Source organism: Pseudomonas sp. PGPPP4 (genome assembly GCF_002256045.1).
Taxonomy (GTDB): domain Bacteria; phylum Pseudomonadota; class Gammaproteobacteria; order Pseudomonadales; family Pseudomonadaceae; genus Chryseomonas; species Chryseomonas oryzihabitans.
The window spans coordinates 42,281-59,639 of the sequence record NZ_NKID01000002.1; the positions used below are offsets into that span (position 1 = coordinate 42,281).

General features: G+C 66.2%; 14 protein-coding genes. 5 read left to right on the plus strand and 9 right to left on the minus strand.

The window, feature by feature from the left end:
- Positions 1–171: 171 nt before the first annotated feature.
- Both lpxH and CFE50_RS03075 read right to left on the minus strand, forming a co-directional pair.
- Positions 172–900, minus strand: coding sequence for a UDP-2,3-diacylglucosamine diphosphatase (lpxH, locus tag CFE50_RS03070; protein WP_286731106.1), 729 nt, complete (start codon positions 898–900; stop codon positions 172–174).
- Positions 897–1,391: a peptidylprolyl isomerase gene (locus CFE50_RS03075; RefSeq protein WP_007158996.1), complete on the minus strand. Its 495-nt coding sequence runs from the start codon at positions 1,389–1,391 to the stop codon at positions 897–899. Before CFE50_RS03075 ends, lpxH begins: the two co-directional genes overlap by 4 nt.
- Before the next feature lie 146 nt (positions 1,392–1,537).
- Between CFE50_RS03075 and CFE50_RS03080 the strand changes: the two genes are divergently transcribed.
- Positions 1,538–3,226: a glutamine--tRNA ligase/YqeY domain fusion protein gene (locus tag CFE50_RS03080; RefSeq protein ID WP_286731109.1), complete on the plus strand. Its 1,689-nt coding sequence runs from the start codon at positions 1,538–1,540 to the stop codon at positions 3,224–3,226.
- Positions 3,226–4,611, plus strand: a complete 1,386-nt coding sequence (gene cysS, locus CFE50_RS03085) for a cysteine--tRNA ligase (protein WP_286731111.1) — start codon at positions 3,226–3,228, stop codon at positions 4,609–4,611. The genes CFE50_RS03080 and cysS overlap by 1 nt, the downstream gene beginning before the upstream one ends.
- 153 nt (positions 4,612–4,764) lie before the next feature.
- Here cysS and rhlE1 read toward each other — a convergent pair whose 3' ends face one another.
- On the minus strand, positions 4,765–6,081 hold the full coding sequence (rhlE1, locus tag CFE50_RS03090) for an RNA helicase RhlE1 (RefSeq protein ID WP_145248070.1): 1,317 nt from the start codon (positions 6,079–6,081) through the stop codon (positions 4,765–4,767).
- Between the two features lie 138 nt (positions 6,082–6,219).
- Here rhlE1 and CFE50_RS03095 point away from each other — a divergent pair, with 138 nt between their 5' ends.
- On the plus strand, positions 6,220–8,112 hold the full coding sequence (locus CFE50_RS03095; protein ID WP_286731114.1) for a metallophosphoesterase family protein: 1,893 nt from the start codon (positions 6,220–6,222) through the stop codon (positions 8,110–8,112).
- Between the two features lie 2 nt (positions 8,113–8,114).
- Here CFE50_RS03095 and CFE50_RS03100 read toward each other — a convergent pair whose 3' ends face one another.
- The 6 genes from CFE50_RS03100 to CFE50_RS03125 form a co-directional block, all read right to left on the minus strand.
- Complete coding sequence (locus CFE50_RS03100; RefSeq protein WP_286731116.1) at positions 8,115–9,347, minus strand: TIGR03862 family flavoprotein; 1,233 nt, start codon at positions 9,345–9,347, stop codon at positions 8,115–8,117.
- Between the two features lie 46 nt (positions 9,348–9,393).
- Positions 9,394–10,635 carry a zinc-dependent alcohol dehydrogenase gene (locus CFE50_RS03105; RefSeq protein ID WP_286731118.1) on the minus strand — a complete coding sequence of 414 codons (1,242 nt, stop codon included), beginning with the start codon at positions 10,633–10,635 and terminating at the stop codon, positions 9,394–9,396.
- 154 nt (positions 10,636–10,789) lie between these two features.
- Positions 10,790–11,566: an NYN domain-containing protein gene (locus CFE50_RS03110; RefSeq protein ID WP_241810210.1), complete on the minus strand. Its 777-nt coding sequence runs from the start codon at positions 11,564–11,566 to the stop codon at positions 10,790–10,792.
- Between the two features lie 12 nt (positions 11,567–11,578).
- Positions 11,579–12,505, minus strand: a complete 927-nt coding sequence (locus CFE50_RS03115) for a histone deacetylase family protein (RefSeq protein WP_286731121.1) — start codon at positions 12,503–12,505, stop codon at positions 11,579–11,581.
- Positions 12,502–13,134: an exopolysaccharide biosynthesis protein gene (locus tag CFE50_RS03120; RefSeq protein WP_007158986.1), complete on the minus strand. Its 633-nt coding sequence runs from the start codon at positions 13,132–13,134 to the stop codon at positions 12,502–12,504. The genes CFE50_RS03115 and CFE50_RS03120 overlap by 4 nt, the downstream gene beginning before the upstream one ends.
- The gene (locus CFE50_RS03125; protein ID WP_286731124.1) at positions 13,131–14,747 is read right to left on the minus strand and encodes a histidine kinase famiy protein; all 1,617 of its coding nucleotides are present in this window, start codon (positions 14,745–14,747) and stop codon (positions 13,131–13,133) included. The genes CFE50_RS03120 and CFE50_RS03125 overlap by 4 nt, the downstream gene beginning before the upstream one ends.
- Positions 14,748–14,918: 171 nt before the next feature.
- On the opposite strand from CFE50_RS03125, the gene tesB reads away from it, so the two are divergent.
- Positions 14,919–15,779, plus strand: coding sequence for an acyl-CoA thioesterase II (tesB, locus tag CFE50_RS03130; RefSeq protein ID WP_027599866.1), 861 nt, complete (start codon positions 14,919–14,921; stop codon positions 15,777–15,779).
- A gap of 114 nt (positions 15,780–15,893) precedes the next feature.
- Entirely contained in the window at positions 15,894–17,342 is a 1,449-nt protein-coding gene (locus CFE50_RS03135; protein ID WP_286731125.1) for an ATPase domain-containing protein, read from the plus strand.
- The last annotated feature ends 17 nt before the right edge of the window (positions 17,343–17,359 follow it).

A 17,359-nucleotide genomic window follows, 5' to 3' on the forward strand; every position in this document is an offset into this window, starting at 1 on the left:
AGAAAAGGATATATCTCCTTACATCCTCATCATCGGTCGTCAGTGCGCTTTTCTGTAATCGTCATGTGACGATCGGTCGCAGGGGCTCTGCGATCTGGTTTTCCAGCTGATCAAAAAAGCTTACACAATAAGGACTTGAAGCCTTTGCTACGCGCAAGTCAGGATGTCTGACTACCGTTCGTCGATGGCGAAATCGACCTGGCTCAGGCCCGCTTCGCTGGCTTCCAGCACCCAGCCGCGACAGTCCCAATCGCCCAGCACGATACGTTCGGCCGGCTGTCCATCGAGCAGCAACTCATGGCGCGCGGGTCTGTGGGTGTGCCCGTGGATCAGCGTTGTCACCTGGGCGGCCTGCATTTCCCGCTCGACCTCGGCCTGGGTGACATCGGTGATGTCCATGGCCTTGGCGCGGGTCTGCTGGCGACTCTCGCTGCGCAGCTTGCGCGCCAGCTTCTGGCGGCTGGCGAGCGGCAGGTGGCGCAGGACGAAGAGGGTGAGGGGATTGCGCAGGATACGGCGCAGTTTCTGGTAGCCCTCGTCACGGGTGCAGAGGGTATCGCCGTGCATGAGCAGCACGCGGCGGCCGTGGAAATCGGCGATCTGGCGATCCGGCAACAATCGGCAACCGGCCTGGCGGCAGAAGGCCTTGCCGATGAGAAAGTCGCGATTGCCATGCATCAGGTAGAGGGCCGTGCCACTGTCGGCCAGCTGGCGCAGGGCCGTGGCGATCTCCTGCTCGAAGGCACCCATGGCGTCGTCGCCGATCCAGGCTTCGAACAGATCGCCAAGGATGTACAGGGCCTCGGCACCGCGGGCCCGGGTTTCGAGGAGATGCAAAAACGCCCGGACCAGGTCCGGGCGTTGCGGTTCGAGATGCAGGTCGGAGACCAGTAGAATCACTCGACGATCTCGGCCTTCTCGATGATCACGTCTTCGCTCGGCACGTCCTGGTGACCGGCCTTGCTGGTGGTGGCGACGCCCTTGATGGCGTTGACCACGTCCATGCCCTCGACGACCTTGCCGAACACTGCATAGCCCCAGCCCTGGCTGGTGGGCGCGGTGTGGTTGAGGAAGGTGTTGTCGGACACGTTGATGAAGAACTGCGCCGAGGCGGAGTGCGGGTCCATGGTGCGGGCCATGGCGACGGTACCGATCGCGTTGGAGACGCCATTGTTGGCTTCGTTCTTGATCGGGGCGCGGGTCGGCTTCTGCTTCATGCCCGGCTCGAAACCACCGCCTTGGACCATGAAGTTGCTGATCACGCGGTGGAAGATGGTGCCGTCGTAGTGACCGCTCTTGACGTATTCCTTGAAATTGGCCGCGGTTTCGGGCGCCTTGTCCTCGAAGAGTTCCAGGGTGATGACGCCGTGGTTGGTGTGCAGCTTGATCATGGCAGCGAATCCGTAGCTAAGGGGGACAGCATCCAGACCAGGCGAGGGCCTCAAGGGTTTCGCCGGGACTTGACGGGTTGGGCTATGATACGGGTTTACCTTTGCCCGGCCTACCCTGGCCGTGCGTCTGCCCAGTTAAGGATCCCATGAGCAAGCCGACTTCCGACTCGTCCACCGCCGCCAAAGCCGCCCCCGCGCATTTCCTGCGGCAGATCGTCCAGGCTGACCTGGACGCCGGCAAGCTGGCCAAGATCGTCACCCGTTTCCCCCCGGAGCCCAACGGCTACCTGCACATCGGCCACGCCAAGTCGATCTGCGTGAACTTCGGCCTGGCCAAGGAATTCGGCGGCGACTGCCATCTGCGTTTCGACGACACCAACCCGGCCAAGGAAGACCAGGAATACATCGACGCCATCAAGAGCGATGTGCACTGGCTGGGCTTCGACTGGGCCGGCGAGGTGCGCTACGCCTCCAGCTATTTCGACCAGCTCTATGCCTGGGCCGTGAACCTGATCGAGCAGGGCCTGGCCTATGTCTGCGATCTCACCCCCGAGCAGGCCCGCGAATACCGCGGCAGCCTCACCGAGCCGGGTCGCAACAGCCCCTTCCGCGACCGTTCGGTGGCCGAGAACCTGGACCTGTTCGCGCGCATGAAGGCCGGCGAATTCAAGGACGGCGAAAAGGTGCTGCGCGCCAAGATCGACATGGCCTCGCCCAACATGAACCTGCGCGATCCCATCCTCTATCGCATCCGTCATGCCCATCACCACCAGACCGGCGATGCCTGGTGCATCTATCCGAGCTATGACTTCACCCATGGCCAGTCCGATGCCCTGGAAGGCGTGACCCACTCCATCTGCACCCTGGAGTTCGAAGACCATCGTCCGCTGTACGAGTGGTTCCTGGCCAAGCTGCCGGTGCCGGCGCAGCCGCGCCAGTACGAATTCGCCCGCCTCAACCTGAACTACACCGTCACCAGCAAGCGCAAGCTCAAGCAGCTGGTGGACGAAGGCCACGTGCAGGGCTGGGACGATCCGCGCATGTCGACCCTGTCGGGCTATCGCCGTCGCGGCTACACCCCGGCCGCCATCCGCAACTTCTGCGAGATGATCGGCGTAACCCGCTCCAACGGCGTGGTCGACGTGGCCATGCTGGAATTCGCCATCCGCGAGGACCTGGACCAGAACGCTCCGCGCGCCATGTGCGTGCTCAAGCCCCTCAAGGTGGTGATCACCAACTACCCCGAGGGCCAGGTGGAAAATCTGGAACTGGCACGGCATCCCAAGCAGGACCTGGGCGTGCGCCAGCTGCCCTTCACTCGCGAGCTGTACATCGACCAGGGCGACTACGAAGAGAATCCGCCCAAGGGCTACAAGCGCCTGGAGCCGGGTGGCAAGGTACGCCTGCGCGGCAGCTACGTGATCCGCGCCGACGAAGCCATCAAGGACGCCGACGGCAACGTCGTCGAACTGCGCTGCAGCTACGATCCGGACACCCTGGGCAAGAATCCCGAAGGCCGCAAGGTCAAGGGCGTGATCCACTGGGTGCCGGCCGAAGGCAGCGTGGAATGCGAAGTACGCCTCTACGATCGGCTGTTCCGTTCGGCCCAGCCGGAGAAGAGCGAGGAGGGCGGCAGCTTCCTCGACAACATCAACCCCGAGTCCCTGGTGGTGCTCAAGGGCTGCCGCGCCGAGCCGTCGCTGGCCCAGGCCCAGCCGGAAGACCGCTTCCAGTTCGAGCGCGAGGGCTACTTCTGCGTCGATCTCAAGGATTCGGCGCCCGGCAAGCCGGTGTTCAACCGCACCGTGACCCTGCGCGATTCCTGGGGGCAATGATGGCGCTGCACCTCTACAACACCCTGACCAAGACCAAGGAAGCCTTCACCCCGCTGGTGCCGGGGCAGGTGCGCATGTACGTCTGCGGCATGACCGTCTATGACTACTGCCACCTGGGCCATGGCCGCAGCATGGTGGCCTTCGACGTCATCACCCGCTGGCTGCGCCATAGCGGCTACGACCTGACCTACGTGCGCAACATCACCGACATCGACGACAAGATCATCAACCGCGCCAACGCCAACGGTGAGCCCTTCACCGACCTGGTGGCGCGGATGATCGAGGCGATGCACGAGGACGAGGCGCGGCTGAACATCAAGAAGCCCGACCAGGAGCCGCGCGCCACCGATCATATCGATGGCATGCACGCCATGATTCAGACCCTGATCGACAAGGGCTATGCCTATGCCGCGGGCAATGGCGACGTCTACTACCGGGTCAATCGCTTCGCCGGCTACGGCAAGCTGTCGCGGCGGCGCGTCGAGGACCTGCGCATCGGCGCCCGCATCGAGCCGGGCGAGGCCAAGGAAGATCCGCTGGACTTCGTGCTGTGGAAGGCCGCCAAGCCGGGCGAGCCGAGCTGGCCGTCGCCCTGGGGCGAGGGGCGGCCAGGCTGGCACATCGAGTGTTCGGTGATGTCCACCTGCTGCCTGGGCGAGACCTTCGACATCCACGGCGGCGGCAACGACCTGGAATTCCCGCACCACGAGAACGAGATCGCCCAGAGCGAGGCGGCCACCGGCAAGACCTACGCCAATGCCTGGCTGCACTGCGGGATGATCACCATCAACGGCGAGAAGATGTCCAAGTCGCTGGGCAACTTCTTCACCCTGCGCGAGGTGCTGGAGAAGTACCACCCCGAGGTGGTGCGCTACCTGCTGATCGCCAGCCACTACCGCAGCCCGATCAACTATTCGGAAGACAACCTGCGCGAAGCCAAGGGCGCCTTGGAGCGCTTCTATCATTCGCTCAAGGGCCTGCCGCAAGCACCGGCGCAAGGCGGGGAAAGCTACGCCGAGCGCTTCGCCCAGTGCATGGACGACGACTTCAACACCGCCGGTGCCTGCGGCGTGCTGTTCGAGCTGGCCCGCGAGATCAATCGCCTGCGGGAGAGCGATCCCGCCGCGGCGGCGGGCCTGGCCGGACGTCTGCGCGAACTGGGTGAGGTACTGGGCGTGCTGCAGCTGGAGCCGGAAGCCTTCCTGCGCGCCGATGCGGCGGGCCGGGTGGATGCCGCCGAGGTCGAGGCGCTGATCCAGGCCCGGCTCACCGCGCGCGCCGAAAAGAACTGGGCGGAGTCCGACCGCATCCGCGATCAGCTCACCGCCCTGGGCGTGGTGCTGGAAGACGGCAAGGGCGGCACCACCTGGCGCCTGGCGGAGTAATCGACGCCTAGCATATCGCGGCCATGGCGGTCCGCCGATGCGGCCGCTCCTACAAAAGCATCACCCCCTGTAGGAGCGGCCCATGGCCGCGATTGGCAAAACATCAGCATCGTAGGGTGGACAACGGCGTAGTCTTGTCCACCCTTCCTAGGCTCAGGGCTTCTTGCGCGCCTTGCCGAAACCCGGCGCCTTGCGCACCGACTTGACCTTGGGCTTGCCGTCTTCCACCCAGCGGCCCAGGGGCTTGTCGGATACCGGACCGCCCACCTTGGGTTTCTTCGGCTTCTTGGGTTTCTTCATGACCAGGCCGCCCGGGCCGGTCTGGGGCACGCGATGGTCGGGGATGAAATCCGGCTCGTCGCGGCGCATGAGGATCTGGCCGATCAGGGTCTCGATGGCCGCCAGCTGCTCCACTTCATCGGCGCACACCAGGGACACCGCCTGGCCCTGGTTGCCGGCGCGGCCGGTCCGGCCAATGCGGTGGACATAGTCCTCGGCGACAATGGGCAGGTCCAGGTTGACCACTAGCGGCAGGTCCTGGATGTCCAGGCCACGGGCGGCCACGTCGGTCGCGACCAGGATGTCGGCCTCGCCGGCCTTGAAGCGGGCGAGGGAGCGCAGCCGCGCGGGCTGGGGCTTGTCGCCATGGATGGATTCCGCCGCCAGTCCCTCGGCCTGCAGCGCCTCCACCAGTTGCTCCACACCCTTGCGCGTCTTGGCGAACACCAGCACCTGGCCATGGCGTCCGCTGCGATAGAGGTGCAGGAAGAGTTCGGTCTTGCGCTTCTTGTCGACCGGCACCACCCACTGCTTGACGGTGACCGCGGCGGTGTTGCGCGGACTGACGTCGATGGTCTGGGGATCGCGCAGCACCGGGGCGGCCAGCTGACGCACCGCGTCGGAGAAGGTCGCCGAGAACAGCAGGGTCTGGCGCTTGCGCGGCAGCATGACGAACAGCTCGCCCAGTTGCCGGGAAAAGCCCAGGTCGAGCATGCGATCGGCTTCGTCCAGCACCAGCAGCTGTACCTGGTCGAAGCGCACGGCGTTCTGGTTGAACAGGTCGAGCAGGCGCCCGGGGGTCGCCACCAGCACGTCCACGCCCTTGCGCAGCTTCATCATCTGCGGATTGATGCTCACGCCACCGTAGGCCACGGCGGTACGCAGGGGCAGGTGCTGGGCATAGTCGCGCAGACTGGCATGGACCTGCTCGGCCAGCTCGCGGGTGGGGGTGAGGATCAGGGCGCGGATATGGTTGGGCGCTACCGCCGGGCCTTCCTGCACCAGTCGCTGCAGGAGCGGCAGTCCGAAGGCGCCGGTCTTGCCGGTACCAGTCTGGGCGGCGGCCAGCAGGTCGCGACCGGCCAGCACCGCCGGGATGGCCTGGCGCTGGATGGGCGTGGGGGAGCTGTGCTCCAGGGCGGTGAGCGCCTGCAGCAGCGGATCTATGAGGCCGAGGTCGGCAAAGGTCATGACAGGCCCGGATGGCGTCGAAAAGGGAGCGAATTCTAGGCCGACTGTGAAGCGCGCTCAAACTTTGTAGCCAAGCGGCGGCTGCAGCCGGAATCCCGGCACGGCATAGTGGTCAGTTGCGTGGCTACAGGAGACCCCATGAGCGCTACCCCTACCTTGCCCCCGGTATTGGCCGGCCCGCTGCTGCGGCGCACTGAAGCGTCTCGGTTGCTGCTTTGGCTGGTGACCCGCTCGGCCGAGACGCCCGTGCCGCGGCTGTGGCAGGGGGCGACCGAGCTCGGCGTGCAGGGGGAGACCCAGTGCCTGCGCCTGGGCGAGCAGGCCTATCTGCAGCTGATCGAGGTCCGGCCGGACACCGAGTTGCCCACGGACACCTTCCTCCACTACGACCTGCAGCTGAGCGCCGGCGGAATCCGCGACTGGGCGCCGCACCTGCTCTCCGCCGAGGGCGAATTGCCGCGCTTCGTCCTGCGCGCGCGTTTCGATCATCTGCTGCACGGCTCCTGCCGCAAGCCCCACCATGCCTCGGCCGATGGCCTGATCGCCGTGGATCGCCTGCTGCAGGCCTGCACGACGCCCGAGGAGCGGCCCGCGGCCTTGCTGCTCACGGGCGATCAGGTCTATGCCGATGACGTCGCTGGGCCGATGCTGCTGGCGGTGCAGGCGCTGATCCGCCGTCTCGGGCTCTATGGCGAGGACCTCGAAGGGGCGGTGGTGGCGGACAGCGAGGCGCTGACGGCCCATGCCGCCAACCTCTATCACCGCGAGGACCTGCTGCCGGCCTTCAAGTCCAACCGGGCGCTGCGCGAGAAATTCTTCGGCGGGGTGGAGAAACCCATCTTCACCTCCACCAATGCCCACAACCACCTGGTGACCCTGGGCGAGGTGCTGGCGCTCTATCTGCTCTGCTGGTCGCCGACGCCCTGGACGCTGATCGAGGTCGTGCCCCCGGCGCTCGACGCCAAGGACGGTGAACGTTACGCGGCCGAGTCCAGGTGCATCGAGGGCTTCGTCGCGACCCTGCCGCAGGCGGCGCGGGCCCTGGCCGGGGTGCCGACGCTGATGATCTTCGACGACCACGACGTCACCGACGACTGGAACCTCTCCGCGCGCTGGGAAGAGACCGCCTACGGCCATCCGTTTTCCCGGCGCATCCTCGGCAATGCGCTGCTGGCCTATCTGCTCTGCCAGGCCTGGGGCAATGCCCCGGAAGCCGTGGCCGAACCCCTGGCCGCCACGGCCCGGCTGCTGGACACGGCGGGGGAAGACGGCAAGCTGGATTGCCCGGCGCAGAACGCCTGCATTGACGACCTGCTGCGCTTCCAGGGCTGGCACTACGTGCTCAAGACCAGCCCGCCGCTGATCGTGCTGGACACCCGAACGCGTCGCTGGCGCAGCGAGCGACGCCTGGAGCACCCCTCGGGGCTGATGGACTGGGAAGCCCTTTGCGAATTGCAGCAGGACCTGCTGGACCATCCCTCGGCGGTGATCGTCTCGGCCGCGCCCATGTTCGGCGTCAAGCTGATCGAGGCGGTACAGCGCATCTTCACCTGGTTCGGCCAGCCGCTGATGGTGGATGCCGAGAACTGGATGGCCCACCCCGGGGCGGCCAAGACCATGCTCAACATCTTTCGCCACCGCCGTACTCCGGGCAACTACGTGGTGCTCTCCGGCGACGTGCACTACTCTTTCGTCTACGACATCCGCATCCGGGACCGGCGCGGTGAGCCGCGGCTCTGGCAGATCACCAGCAGCGGCATCAAGAACGAATTCCCGCCGCGCCTGCTGGCCACCCTGGACCGGCTCAATCGCTGGCTCTATGCGCCCTGGTCACCGCTCAACGGCTTCACCAAGCGCCGCCGCTGGGAGCTGCAACCGCGCCTGCCGGATCGCCGCGAGGCCGGCGAGCGACTGTGGAACGGTGCCGGCATCGGCCAGGTGCTGCTGGACGCGGAAGGGCGCCCGGCGGTGATCCGTCAGCACAATGCCGATGGCTCGCCGGCCACCGAGTTCGTCGAGCGCTCCACCTGACGCTAGCGGTCAGCCAGCCAGCGCAGCACGCCATGGCCCGCCGCGCGGCCACTGGCGAAGCAGGCCGTGAGCAGATAGCCGCCGGTGGGCGCCTCCCAGTCGAGCATCTCGCCGGCGCAGAAAACGCCCGGTAGCTGCCGCAACATCAGGCCGTCGTCCAGCGCTTCCAGGGGCACGCCGCCGGCGCTGCTGATGGCTTCTGCCAGGGGCCGCGCTCTGACCACGGTGAGGGGCACGGCCTTGCAGGCCTGGGCCAACCGGCCCATGTCTTGGAAGGCCTCCGGTGGGGCCAGCTCGCGGAGCAGGGCGGCCCGGGCGCCGTCGATCCCGGCATGACGCCGCAGGTGATTGGCCAGGGACTGGCTGCCGCGCGGCCTGGCCAGGGCCCGGCTAAGCTCCGCCAGGTCACGCTGGGGCGCCAGGTCCAGGGTCAGGGTCGCCTGGCCATTCCGTTCGATGGCCGTGCGAATCTCGGCGGACAGCGCATAGACCAGGCTGCCCTCGATCCCGGTGTCGGTGAGCACGAATTCGCCCTGGCGTGGCGGCTGACCCGGCAGGGCCAGGGCGGCGGGCTTGATCGGCGCGCCCGCATGGCGGGTCTTGAGGAAGTCACTCCAGCCGGCCACCTCGAAACCGCAATTGGCCGGTTCCAGCGGGCGCAGTCTGATCCCCCGCGCCGCCAGCAGCGCCTGCCAGGCCCCATCCGAGCCGAGCCGCGGCCAGCTGCCACCGCCCAGCGCCAAGACAACGGCTTGGGGCTGCAGTAGACGCTCGCCCTCCGGGGTGGCCAGGCGCAACCGGCCCTCGGTGTCCCAGCCCAGCCAGCGACTGCGGGTATGGACGCGCACGCCCTGGTCGCGCAGCCGATGCAGCCAGGCACGCAGCAGGGGCGCGGCCTTCATGTCGGCGGGAAATACCCGGCCCGAGGTGCCGACAAAGGTCTCGATGCCCAGTTCATGGATCCAGGTACGGAGGGCGTCGCTGTCGAAGCTGTCGAGCCAGGGGCTGACGCCGCGCTCGCGCTCGCGATAACGCTGGCGAAAGGCAGCCTGCTCCTCGGCGTGGGTGATGTTCATGCCGCCCACGCCGGCCAGCAAAAATTTGCGGCCGACGGAGGGCATGGCATCGAAGAGATCGACAGGAATATTGGCGGCGGCCAAGGTCTCAGCCGCCATCAGCCCGGCAGGGCCACCCCCGATGACAGCGACGGCGGGCGTGGCGGAGAGGAGAGACATGGCGGCATCCAGGAGCTGAGGAAAACCGCCATTGTACGCGACGCGACTAGACCACGCCGGCCTGGCCCAGGGGCGCTGCCAGGGGTTCTTCCAGCCGCTCGGGAATCAGCGGCTCGCTGCGCCCGGGCGTCAGGATCACCTTGCGGCAATCCTCCTGCTTCTTGTCGAAGATCTTGTAGCCCTCGACCGCCTGCTCCAGGGACATCCGGTGGGTGATGATGGCCTCCGGCGCCAGATCACCGCGCTCGATGTGTTCGAGCAACTCCGGCAGGTAGCGCTGCACGTGGGTCTGGCCCATCTTGAAGGTCAGGCCCTTGTCGAAGGCGTCACCAAACAGGAAGCCGTGGATGAAGCCGGCATAGACGCCCGGTACGCTCACGGTACCGCCACGGCGGACCGCGGCAATGCACTGGCGCAGGGCTTTGCCGCTGCTGCCTTCCAGCTTGAGGTTGGCGAGGATGGTCTCGGTGGTGCTGCCCTTGGCCTCGAAGCCCACCGCATCCACCACGCCGTCGACGCCGCGCCTGCCCGGGGTCTGCTCGATGATGGTGGCGGCCGGGTCGTCGTCCTCGTCGAAATTGATCGGGATGACGCCATAGGTCTGCTGGGCATAAGCCAGCCGATAGGGGTGGTGATCGACCATGAAGATGCGCTCGGCGCCCAGCATCCGCGCACAGGCGGCCGACAGCAGGCCGACCGGGCCGGCGCCATAGATGGCGATGCTCGATCCCTGGCCGATGCCGGTGTTGAGCACCGCCTGCCAGGCGGTGGGCAGGATGTCGGACAGGAACAGCACCTTCTCGTCGGCCAGGGTGCCGGGCACCTTGAAGGGACCGGTGTTGGCCTTGGGCACCCGCACGTATTCGGCCTGGCCACCCGGTACGCCGCCATAGAGATGACTGAAGCCGAACAGCGCCGCGCCCGGCGGGATCTGCTTCTTGTTGAGGATGGCGCCGCGACCGGTGTTGGTGGTCTCGCAGGCGGCGTAGAGATCCTGGTTGCAGAAGAAGCAGCTGCCACAGGCGATGACGAAGGGAATCACTACCCGGTCGCCTTTCTGCACGGCGGTGACGGCCGGGCCGGTTTCCTCGACGATGCCCATGAATTCGTGGCCGAAGATATCGCCGTGTTCGACGGTGGGGATCTTGCCGCGGTAGAGGTGCAGGTCCGAACCGCAGATGGCCGTGGCCGTCACCCGCAGGACGATGTCGTCGGCATCCTGGATGGTCGGATCGGGGACGGTATCGACGCGGACATCGTGGGCACCGTGGTAGGTCAAGGCTCGCATGGCGGTCTCCGTAGGGCGGTAAGCACCTAGGGTGGAGGCCGCCGGCCGCCGAGCGGTTCCGCGAGGTCGGACCGGTGGTATGGCGATCTGATAGCGACAATTCGCGACTTTTCGCCGCTATTGCCCGGACCAGAGCCGGGCAGGCGCAGCGGTGTCAGCGGTTGCGGATATAGACGGCCTTGCCGGCGCTGCCGTCGGCGGGATCGCGTTCCTGGACCTCGAAACGATCGCCATGGGCCTTGACCAGCCCGCTGAATTTGCGATGCCCATAGAGGCGGGCGTCGAAATCGGGACGCACCTTGCCCAGGTTGGCGCCGACCATGCCCAGATTGGCCCAGCCGCCTTCGTCGGAGGCGTCCTCCACCGCCTGCTCGATGAGCTTGAGAATGGTGTTCAGCTTGGGCTTGCCACGGTTGGTGGTGGCGGGCTTGTCACTGGCGCTGGCGGTCTCGCGAGATTCCTCCCGTGGCTTGGACCTGAGGATCTCGGTGTAGATGAATCTGTCGCAGGCCGAAACGAAGGGATCCGGCGTCTTCTCCTCGCCGAAGCCGTAGACCGTCAGTCCTTCCTCGCGCAGCCGCGCCGCCAGGCGGGTGAAGTCACTGTCGCTGGAGACCAGGCAGAATCCGTCGAAGCGGCGGGTGTAGAGCAGGTCCATGGCGTCGATGATCAGGGCGCTATCGGTGGCGTTCTTGCCCTTGGTGTAGCCGAATTGCTGCACCGGCTGGATGGAGTGGTCGAGCAGCACCTTCTTCCAGCTGTTGAGCTGCGGCTGGGTCCAGTCACCGTAGATGCGCTTGACGCTGGCCACGCCGAAGCGGGCGATCTCGGCCATGAGGCCATCGACGATGGCCGCGGGGGCATTGTCGGCATCGATCAGCACGGCCAGGCGCGCCTGGCTGGATTCGGGTGTCTTGGCGGTCTTGCTCATGAAAACTCCCGTTCAGTTCAGACCCAGCTCCTGCCAGACCTGGGTCGCGGTGTGATGGAGGATGCCGTGGCGGCGGGCGAGGGCCAGGCGATCGGTCGAATAGCCGCCGCCGATGACCCCTACCACCGGTATATCCGCCGCCAGGCAGCGTCGCAAGACCAGGCCGTCGCGGGCGGCGAGGCCGGCGTCGGTCAGGTCGAGATAGCCGAGGGCATCGTCGCGATGAACGTCCACCCCGGCGTCGTAGAGCACCACGTCGGGCTGATGGAGCGGCAGCAGGTAGCCCAGGGCGTCGTCGAGCACCCGCAGGTAGCCGGCGTCGTCCAGCCCGCGCGGCAGGGGGATGTCCCAGTCGCTCTGCGCCTTGCGCGCCGGATAGTTGGTGGCGCAGTGCAGAGAAACGGTGACGGCGTCGGGCACCTCGGCGAGGATGCGCGCCGTGCCGTCGCCCTGGTGGACGTCGCAGTCCAGGATCAGCACCCGTCCGGCGCGCCCGCTTTCCAGCAGCGACAGCGCCAGGATCGCCAGGTCGTTGAAGATGCAGAAGCCGGCCGGATAGTCGTGATGTGCATGATGGGTACCCCCCGCGAGGTGACAGGCCAGGCCATGACGCAGCGCCAGCTCCAGGGTGAGCAGGGAGCCGCCCACGGCGCGGATGGTGCGGCGCACCAGGGCTTCGCTCCAGGGCAGGCCCAGTTGGCGTTGCAGCGGCGGCGGCAGTTCGCCGGCCTTGAACGCCTGGATGTAGTCGGGGGCATGGGCCAGCGCCAGCAGGTCGTCCGGGCAGAGTTCGGGCCGCTGCCAGTTGTCCGCGCCCAGGATGCCGCTGCCACTCAGGTGCTCGTGCAGCAGCCGGAATTTCTCCATCGGAAAGCGATGGCCAGCGGGGAAGGGCGGACTGTAGTCCTCGTGGTAGACCAGGGGCAGGCGTGTGCTCAAAACACCAGGAGCTCCAGGATGAACCAGAGGATACCGGTACAGAAACCCAGCGCCAGGAGAAACAGCAGGCCGTCGCGGGCGATCAGCGACAGGGCGAAGGAAGTCAGCGCCAGCCCCGCCGTGGTGTTGGCGAAGGGCACCAGATCCAGCACCGGCATGGTCGCGGCGATGAGAATGCAGAGCAGGGCGGTGACGAAGTGCGCCGGGCGCGAGGTGAGCACCCGCAGCCGCGACTTGACCACCTTGTCGACCCAGCGCGCCGGCTTCTGCAGCAGCCGCAGCGACTTGCGCAGCTTGCCGCGGGAGACGGAGCGCTGCAGCACCCAGCGCGGCAGCCAGAAGTGGTCGCGCCCCAGCAGCAGCTGACCGCTCACCAGCATCACGAAGACGGCGATGGCGGTGGCGATCCCGGGAATGCCGGTCAGTGGCGAGATCGCCAGCACCCCCGGCAGGAGGATCATGGGCCCGAAGGAGCGACTGCCGATGGCGTCGATCAGGTGCTGCACCGAGACCTGGCTGGGGCTGTTGCCCACCCGCTCCAGGCAGGCCAGAAAGCTCTGGAGGTCCACCGGGCCATCCTGCCCGGTGTCGCAGCTGGCGGGCTCGCGCTCCAAGGCCTCCTCTTTCATGGCTGGGCGCTGTCCAGCATGCGGCGGATCCAGCGGGTCAGGTCCTGGCGGCCATAGGGCTTGTTGAGGATGGGGAAACGCTCGCCGTTGCCTTCCTCCAGTTCCAGGGCGTTGTTGGCGTAGCCGGTGGTGAGCAGGATGCGTAACTCGGGCTGCCGCCGCTGGGCCTCCTTGGCCAGCATCACGCCATTCATGCCGCCGGGCATGATCAGGTCGCTGAACAGCAGGTCGATGGCGGGTTCGCGCGCGAGAATGTCCAGCGCCTGTTGGCCATTGTGGGCGACCAGCACCTGATAGCCGGTCTCTTCCAGGATGGCCTGGGCCAAGGCAGCCACGTCCGGACGATCGTCCACCACCAGGATGGTCTCGGAACCGCCGCCGTCCTCGTGCAGGGTCGGCAGGGGCGCCGGGTGTTCGCGCGCCTCCTCTTCGGAAACCGGGAAATAGAGCCGCACCGAGGTGCCTATGCCGACCTCGGAATAGAGTCTGACCAGGCCGCCCGACTGCTTGAGGAAGCCATAGACCATGGACAGGCCCAGGCCGCTGCCCTGGCCTTCGTCGCGGGTGGTGAAGAAGGGGTCCAGGGCGCGTCCGAGCACATCGGTCGACATGCCGCAGCCGGTGTCGGTCAGGGCGATGCAGACATAATGCCCCTGGGCCAGGCCGCCATGGGCCAGGTCCTGGCCATTGACCTCGACGTTGAGGGTTTCCAGGGTCAGGGTGCCGGTGCCGCGCTCCTGCATGGCCAGGCGGGCGTTGTCGACGATGTTGAGCAGCGCCGTCTCCAGCTGGATTGGATCGAGCCGGCAATTCCACAGCGCCGGTGCCGGGCGGAAGATGAAGCGGAAGGGGTCGCCCAGCGCCTGGGCCAGACGACTCTGGCGGGTATCGATGAGTTTGTTCAGGTCCACCGCGCGTCCAGTCAGACGCTGCTTGCGGGCGAAGGCCAGCAGCTGCTGGGTAAGGGTCGCCGCCCGGTTCACCGCGTCGCGGGTGTTATCGACATGGCGCTTGGCCTTGTCCCTGTCCAGTTCCGGGCGGTCCAGATTGATCCTCAGGATATCCAGGTAGCCGACCATCACCTGCAGCAGGTTGTTGAAGTCGTGAGCGATGCCGCCGGTGAGCTGACCCAGGGCCTCCATCTTCTGCGCCTGGCGCAGGGCGTCTTCGGCGTCGCGGCGGCGGGAGACGTCCAGCTGCGAGGCGAAGAAATAGCGCAGCTGGCCCTCGGGATCGAGCACCGGCGAGATGAACAGCGCATTCCAGAAGGTCGAGCCGTCCTTGCGGTAATTCAGCAACTCGATATCGCAGTCGCGCTGCTCGCGGATGGCGTTGCGGATTTCGGCGATGTGCTCCTGGCGGGTGTCGGGTCCCTGCAGGAAGCGGCAATTACGGCCGAGCACCTCGTCCAGGGCATAACCGGTGGTACGCAGGAAGGACTCGTTGGCAAAGATGATCGGGTTATCCGGCTGGTGCGGATCCGTCACGATCATCGGCATCCGGGTCTTCTTCACGGCGGCAAAGAAGATGTCGTCGTGGCCGAGACCCTTGCCCAGCTCCGCGATCTGGGCCGCGGCGGGGTGGGAAGACGAGGCGTTGGCGGTTTCGGTCATGGAGAGGAAGCCTGCGAGCGGACAGCGATACTTTTATTGTGACCCTTTATACGGCCACAAGCTCCACCAGTTATCGTCATACGATGAGCAATGTGTCTGGAAGCACGGCGAACGCACAGGATTTGACCGGTTTTGCGTATGATGATCGCTCTCTGTCAAGGAACCCTACCCATGAGCAAGGTGCTGGACAACCTGGTCGATCTGCTGACCCTCGAATCCCTGGCCCCCGACCTGTATCGCGGCGGCAGCCAGGATCTCGGCTTTCCCCAGCTCTTTGGTGGTCAGGTCCTGGGGCAGGCGCTGTCGGCGGCCAGCCAGACCGTGCCGGTGGAGCGCCGGGTGCACTCGCTGCACGGTTACTTCCTGCGCGCCGGGTCGGCGGTCGAGGCGGTGACCTACCAGGTGGATCGCATTCGCGACGGCGGAAGCTTTTCCACGCGCCGGGTCACCGCCTTCCAGGGCGAGCAGCCGATCTTCTTCTGCAGCGCCTCCTTCCATATCGAGGAGCCGGGTTTCGAGCATCAGACGACCATGCCGGAGGTACCGGCACCCGAGACCCTGCAATCGGAAATCGCCCACGCCCAGCGCTATGCCGAGCTGATTCCTGCGCCGCTGCGCGACAAGCTGCTCGGCCCGCGCCCGATCGAGATGCGCCCGGTGGTCTTTACCGACCCCTTCCAGCCGCAGCCCACCGAACCGGTCCGCCACGTCTGGTTCCGCGCCACCGGCGACCTGCCGGACCAGCCGGCCCTGCATCGCTATCTGCTGGCCTACGCCTCGGATTTCAATCTGCTGCCCAGTTCGCTGCTGCCCCATGGCACCAGCTTCTGGGACCGCTCGCTGCAGATCGCCAGCCTCGACCATGCGGTCTGGTTCCACCGCGATTTCCGCCTGGACGACTGGCTGCTGTACGCCATCGACAGCCCCTGGGCCGGCGGCGCTCGCGGTCTGTGCCGCGGCAGCATCTACAACCGCGCGGGTCAGCTGGTGGCCTCGGTGGCGCAGGAAGGACTGATTCGCAAACGCGGTTGAGGCCAGGCTCTCTGGCTGGCTATTTAGGCGGCACCCTTATAGGCTTTTGCTGCAGAAGGACTGGATGCCCGCAACTGGGCGTCCCAGGCACAACATTAGTTTGAGGCATCGTTCTTGAATCGACTCGAGCGCGTCGTAACCGGTATCCAGGGGCTGGATGAGATCTTGAAGGGAGGCCTGGTTGCAGGTGCGTCCTATGTCATCCAGGGGCGTCCGGGTTCCGGCAAATCGATCATGGCCAACCAGATCGCCTTCAACCATGTGCGCGGCGGTGGGCGGGTTCTGTTCGCCACCATGCTGTCGGAAACCCACGAGCGGATGTTCCAGTTCTTTTCCACGCTGGATTTCTTCGACCGCTCCTGCATCGGCGACCAGGTCCAGTACCTGAGTGCCTTCGACACCATGGAAGGTGAGGGGCTGGACGAGGTGGTCCGCCTGCTGCGTCGCGAGATCAGCCGGCAGAAGGCCAGTCTGCTGGTGGTCGATGGCCTGCTCAATGCCCGGTCGCGCGCGGAAACGCCGATCGACACCAAGAAATTCATCGCCGAGTTGCAGGGGCATGCGGCCTTTGCCGGTTGCACGGTCATCTTTCTCACCAGCGCGCGTCTCGAGGACGGCAGCCCGGAACACACCATGGTCGATGGTGTGCTGGATCTGCACGAGGAAGAAATCGGCAGTCGCACCATCCGCCGCCTGGCGTTGCGCAAGACCCGTGGCAGCGGCGCGCTGCCGGGCTTTCACGAATTCACCATCTCCGATGCCGGCATCACCGTGTTTCCGCGCCTCGAGGCGCTGTATCGCGATCCTTCGGCCGGCGCGACCTATCGCGTCAGTCACCAGCGCGTGCCCAGTGGCATGGCGTCGCTGGATGCGATGATCGAAAACGGCCTGCCGGAGAGTTCGACCACCCTGCTCATGGGGCCATCGGGTGCCGGCAAGACCTCCATCAGTCTCAACTTCCTGGCGGCCTCGACGCCGGAAGCGCCCGCGCTGATGTTCGGCTTCTACGAGCCCCCGGAGCGACTGCTGCTCAAGGCGAGTGCCCTGGGCCTCGATCTGGCCAGCCGGGTCGACGAGGGCGCCTTGCATCTGCACTGGCAACCGACCACCGAGATGCGCCTCGACGAGGTCGGTCTCGAACTGCTGGCCATGGTCAGACGGCACGGCATCAAGCGGCTGGTGATCGACAGCCTGGGCGCCATCGCCCGCTTCGCCCTGCCGCAAGGACGGCTCATCGAATACTTCAGCGCGCTACTGAACGAGCTGCGTACCCAGGGCGTCACAGTTCTAGCCACCTGGGAATTGCGCGACGTCTTTGGCGCGGACATCGCCGCGCCGGCGCCCGAACTTTCCAGCATGGTGGACAATCTGATTTTGCTGCGATTCGTCGAGGCCGAGGCCGAGATCAAGCGGGTGCTGTCGATCCTCAAGGTCAGGGACAGCATCTACGATCCAGCGCTGTGCGAACTGATCATCGACGACTCGGGAATCGAACTGAAAAAGGCATTCAAAGACATGGTGAAGGTACTTTCAGGTTCAGCCATGCCCTCCACACAACCATGATCGCGTCGGGTGGGAGA

Bases quoted from the DNA above. Each gene is read 5' to 3' on its own strand.
- CFE50_RS03095 (WP_286731114.1), top strand. From the start codon at position 6,220: ATGAGCGCTACCCCTACCTTGCCCCCGGTATTGGCCGGCCCGCTGCTG.
- cysS (WP_286731111.1), top strand. From the start codon at position 3,226: ATGGCGCTGCACCTCTACAACACCCTGACCAAGACCAAGGAAGCCTTC.
- CFE50_RS03125 (WP_286731124.1), bottom strand. From the start codon at position 14,747: ATGACCGAAACCGCCAACGCCTCGTCTTCCCACCCCGCCGCGGCCCAG.
- CFE50_RS03100 (WP_286731116.1), bottom strand. From the start codon at position 9,347: ATGTCTCTCCTCTCCGCCACGCCCGCCGTCGCTGTCATCGGGGGTGGC.
- CFE50_RS03110 (WP_241810210.1), bottom strand. From the start codon at position 11,566: ATGAGCAAGACCGCCAAGACACCCGAATCCAGCCAGGCGCGCCTGGCC.
- CFE50_RS03105 (WP_286731118.1), bottom strand. From the start codon at position 10,635: ATGCGAGCCTTGACCTACCACGGTGCCCACGATGTCCGCGTCGATACC.
- CFE50_RS03080 (WP_286731109.1), top strand. From the start codon at position 1,538: ATGAGCAAGCCGACTTCCGACTCGTCCACCGCCGCCAAAGCCGCCCCC.
- CFE50_RS03120 (WP_007158986.1), bottom strand. From the start codon at position 13,134: ATGAAAGAGGAGGCCTTGGAGCGCGAGCCCGCCAGCTGCGACACCGGG.
- CFE50_RS03075 (WP_007158996.1), bottom strand. From the start codon at position 1,391: ATGATCAAGCTGCACACCAACCACGGCGTCATCACCCTGGAACTCTTC.
- tesB (WP_027599866.1), top strand. From the start codon at position 14,919: ATGAGCAAGGTGCTGGACAACCTGGTCGATCTGCTGACCCTCGAATCC.
- rhlE1 (WP_145248070.1), bottom strand. From the start codon at position 6,081: ATGACCTTTGCCGACCTCGGCCTCATAGATCCGCTGCTGCAGGCGCTC.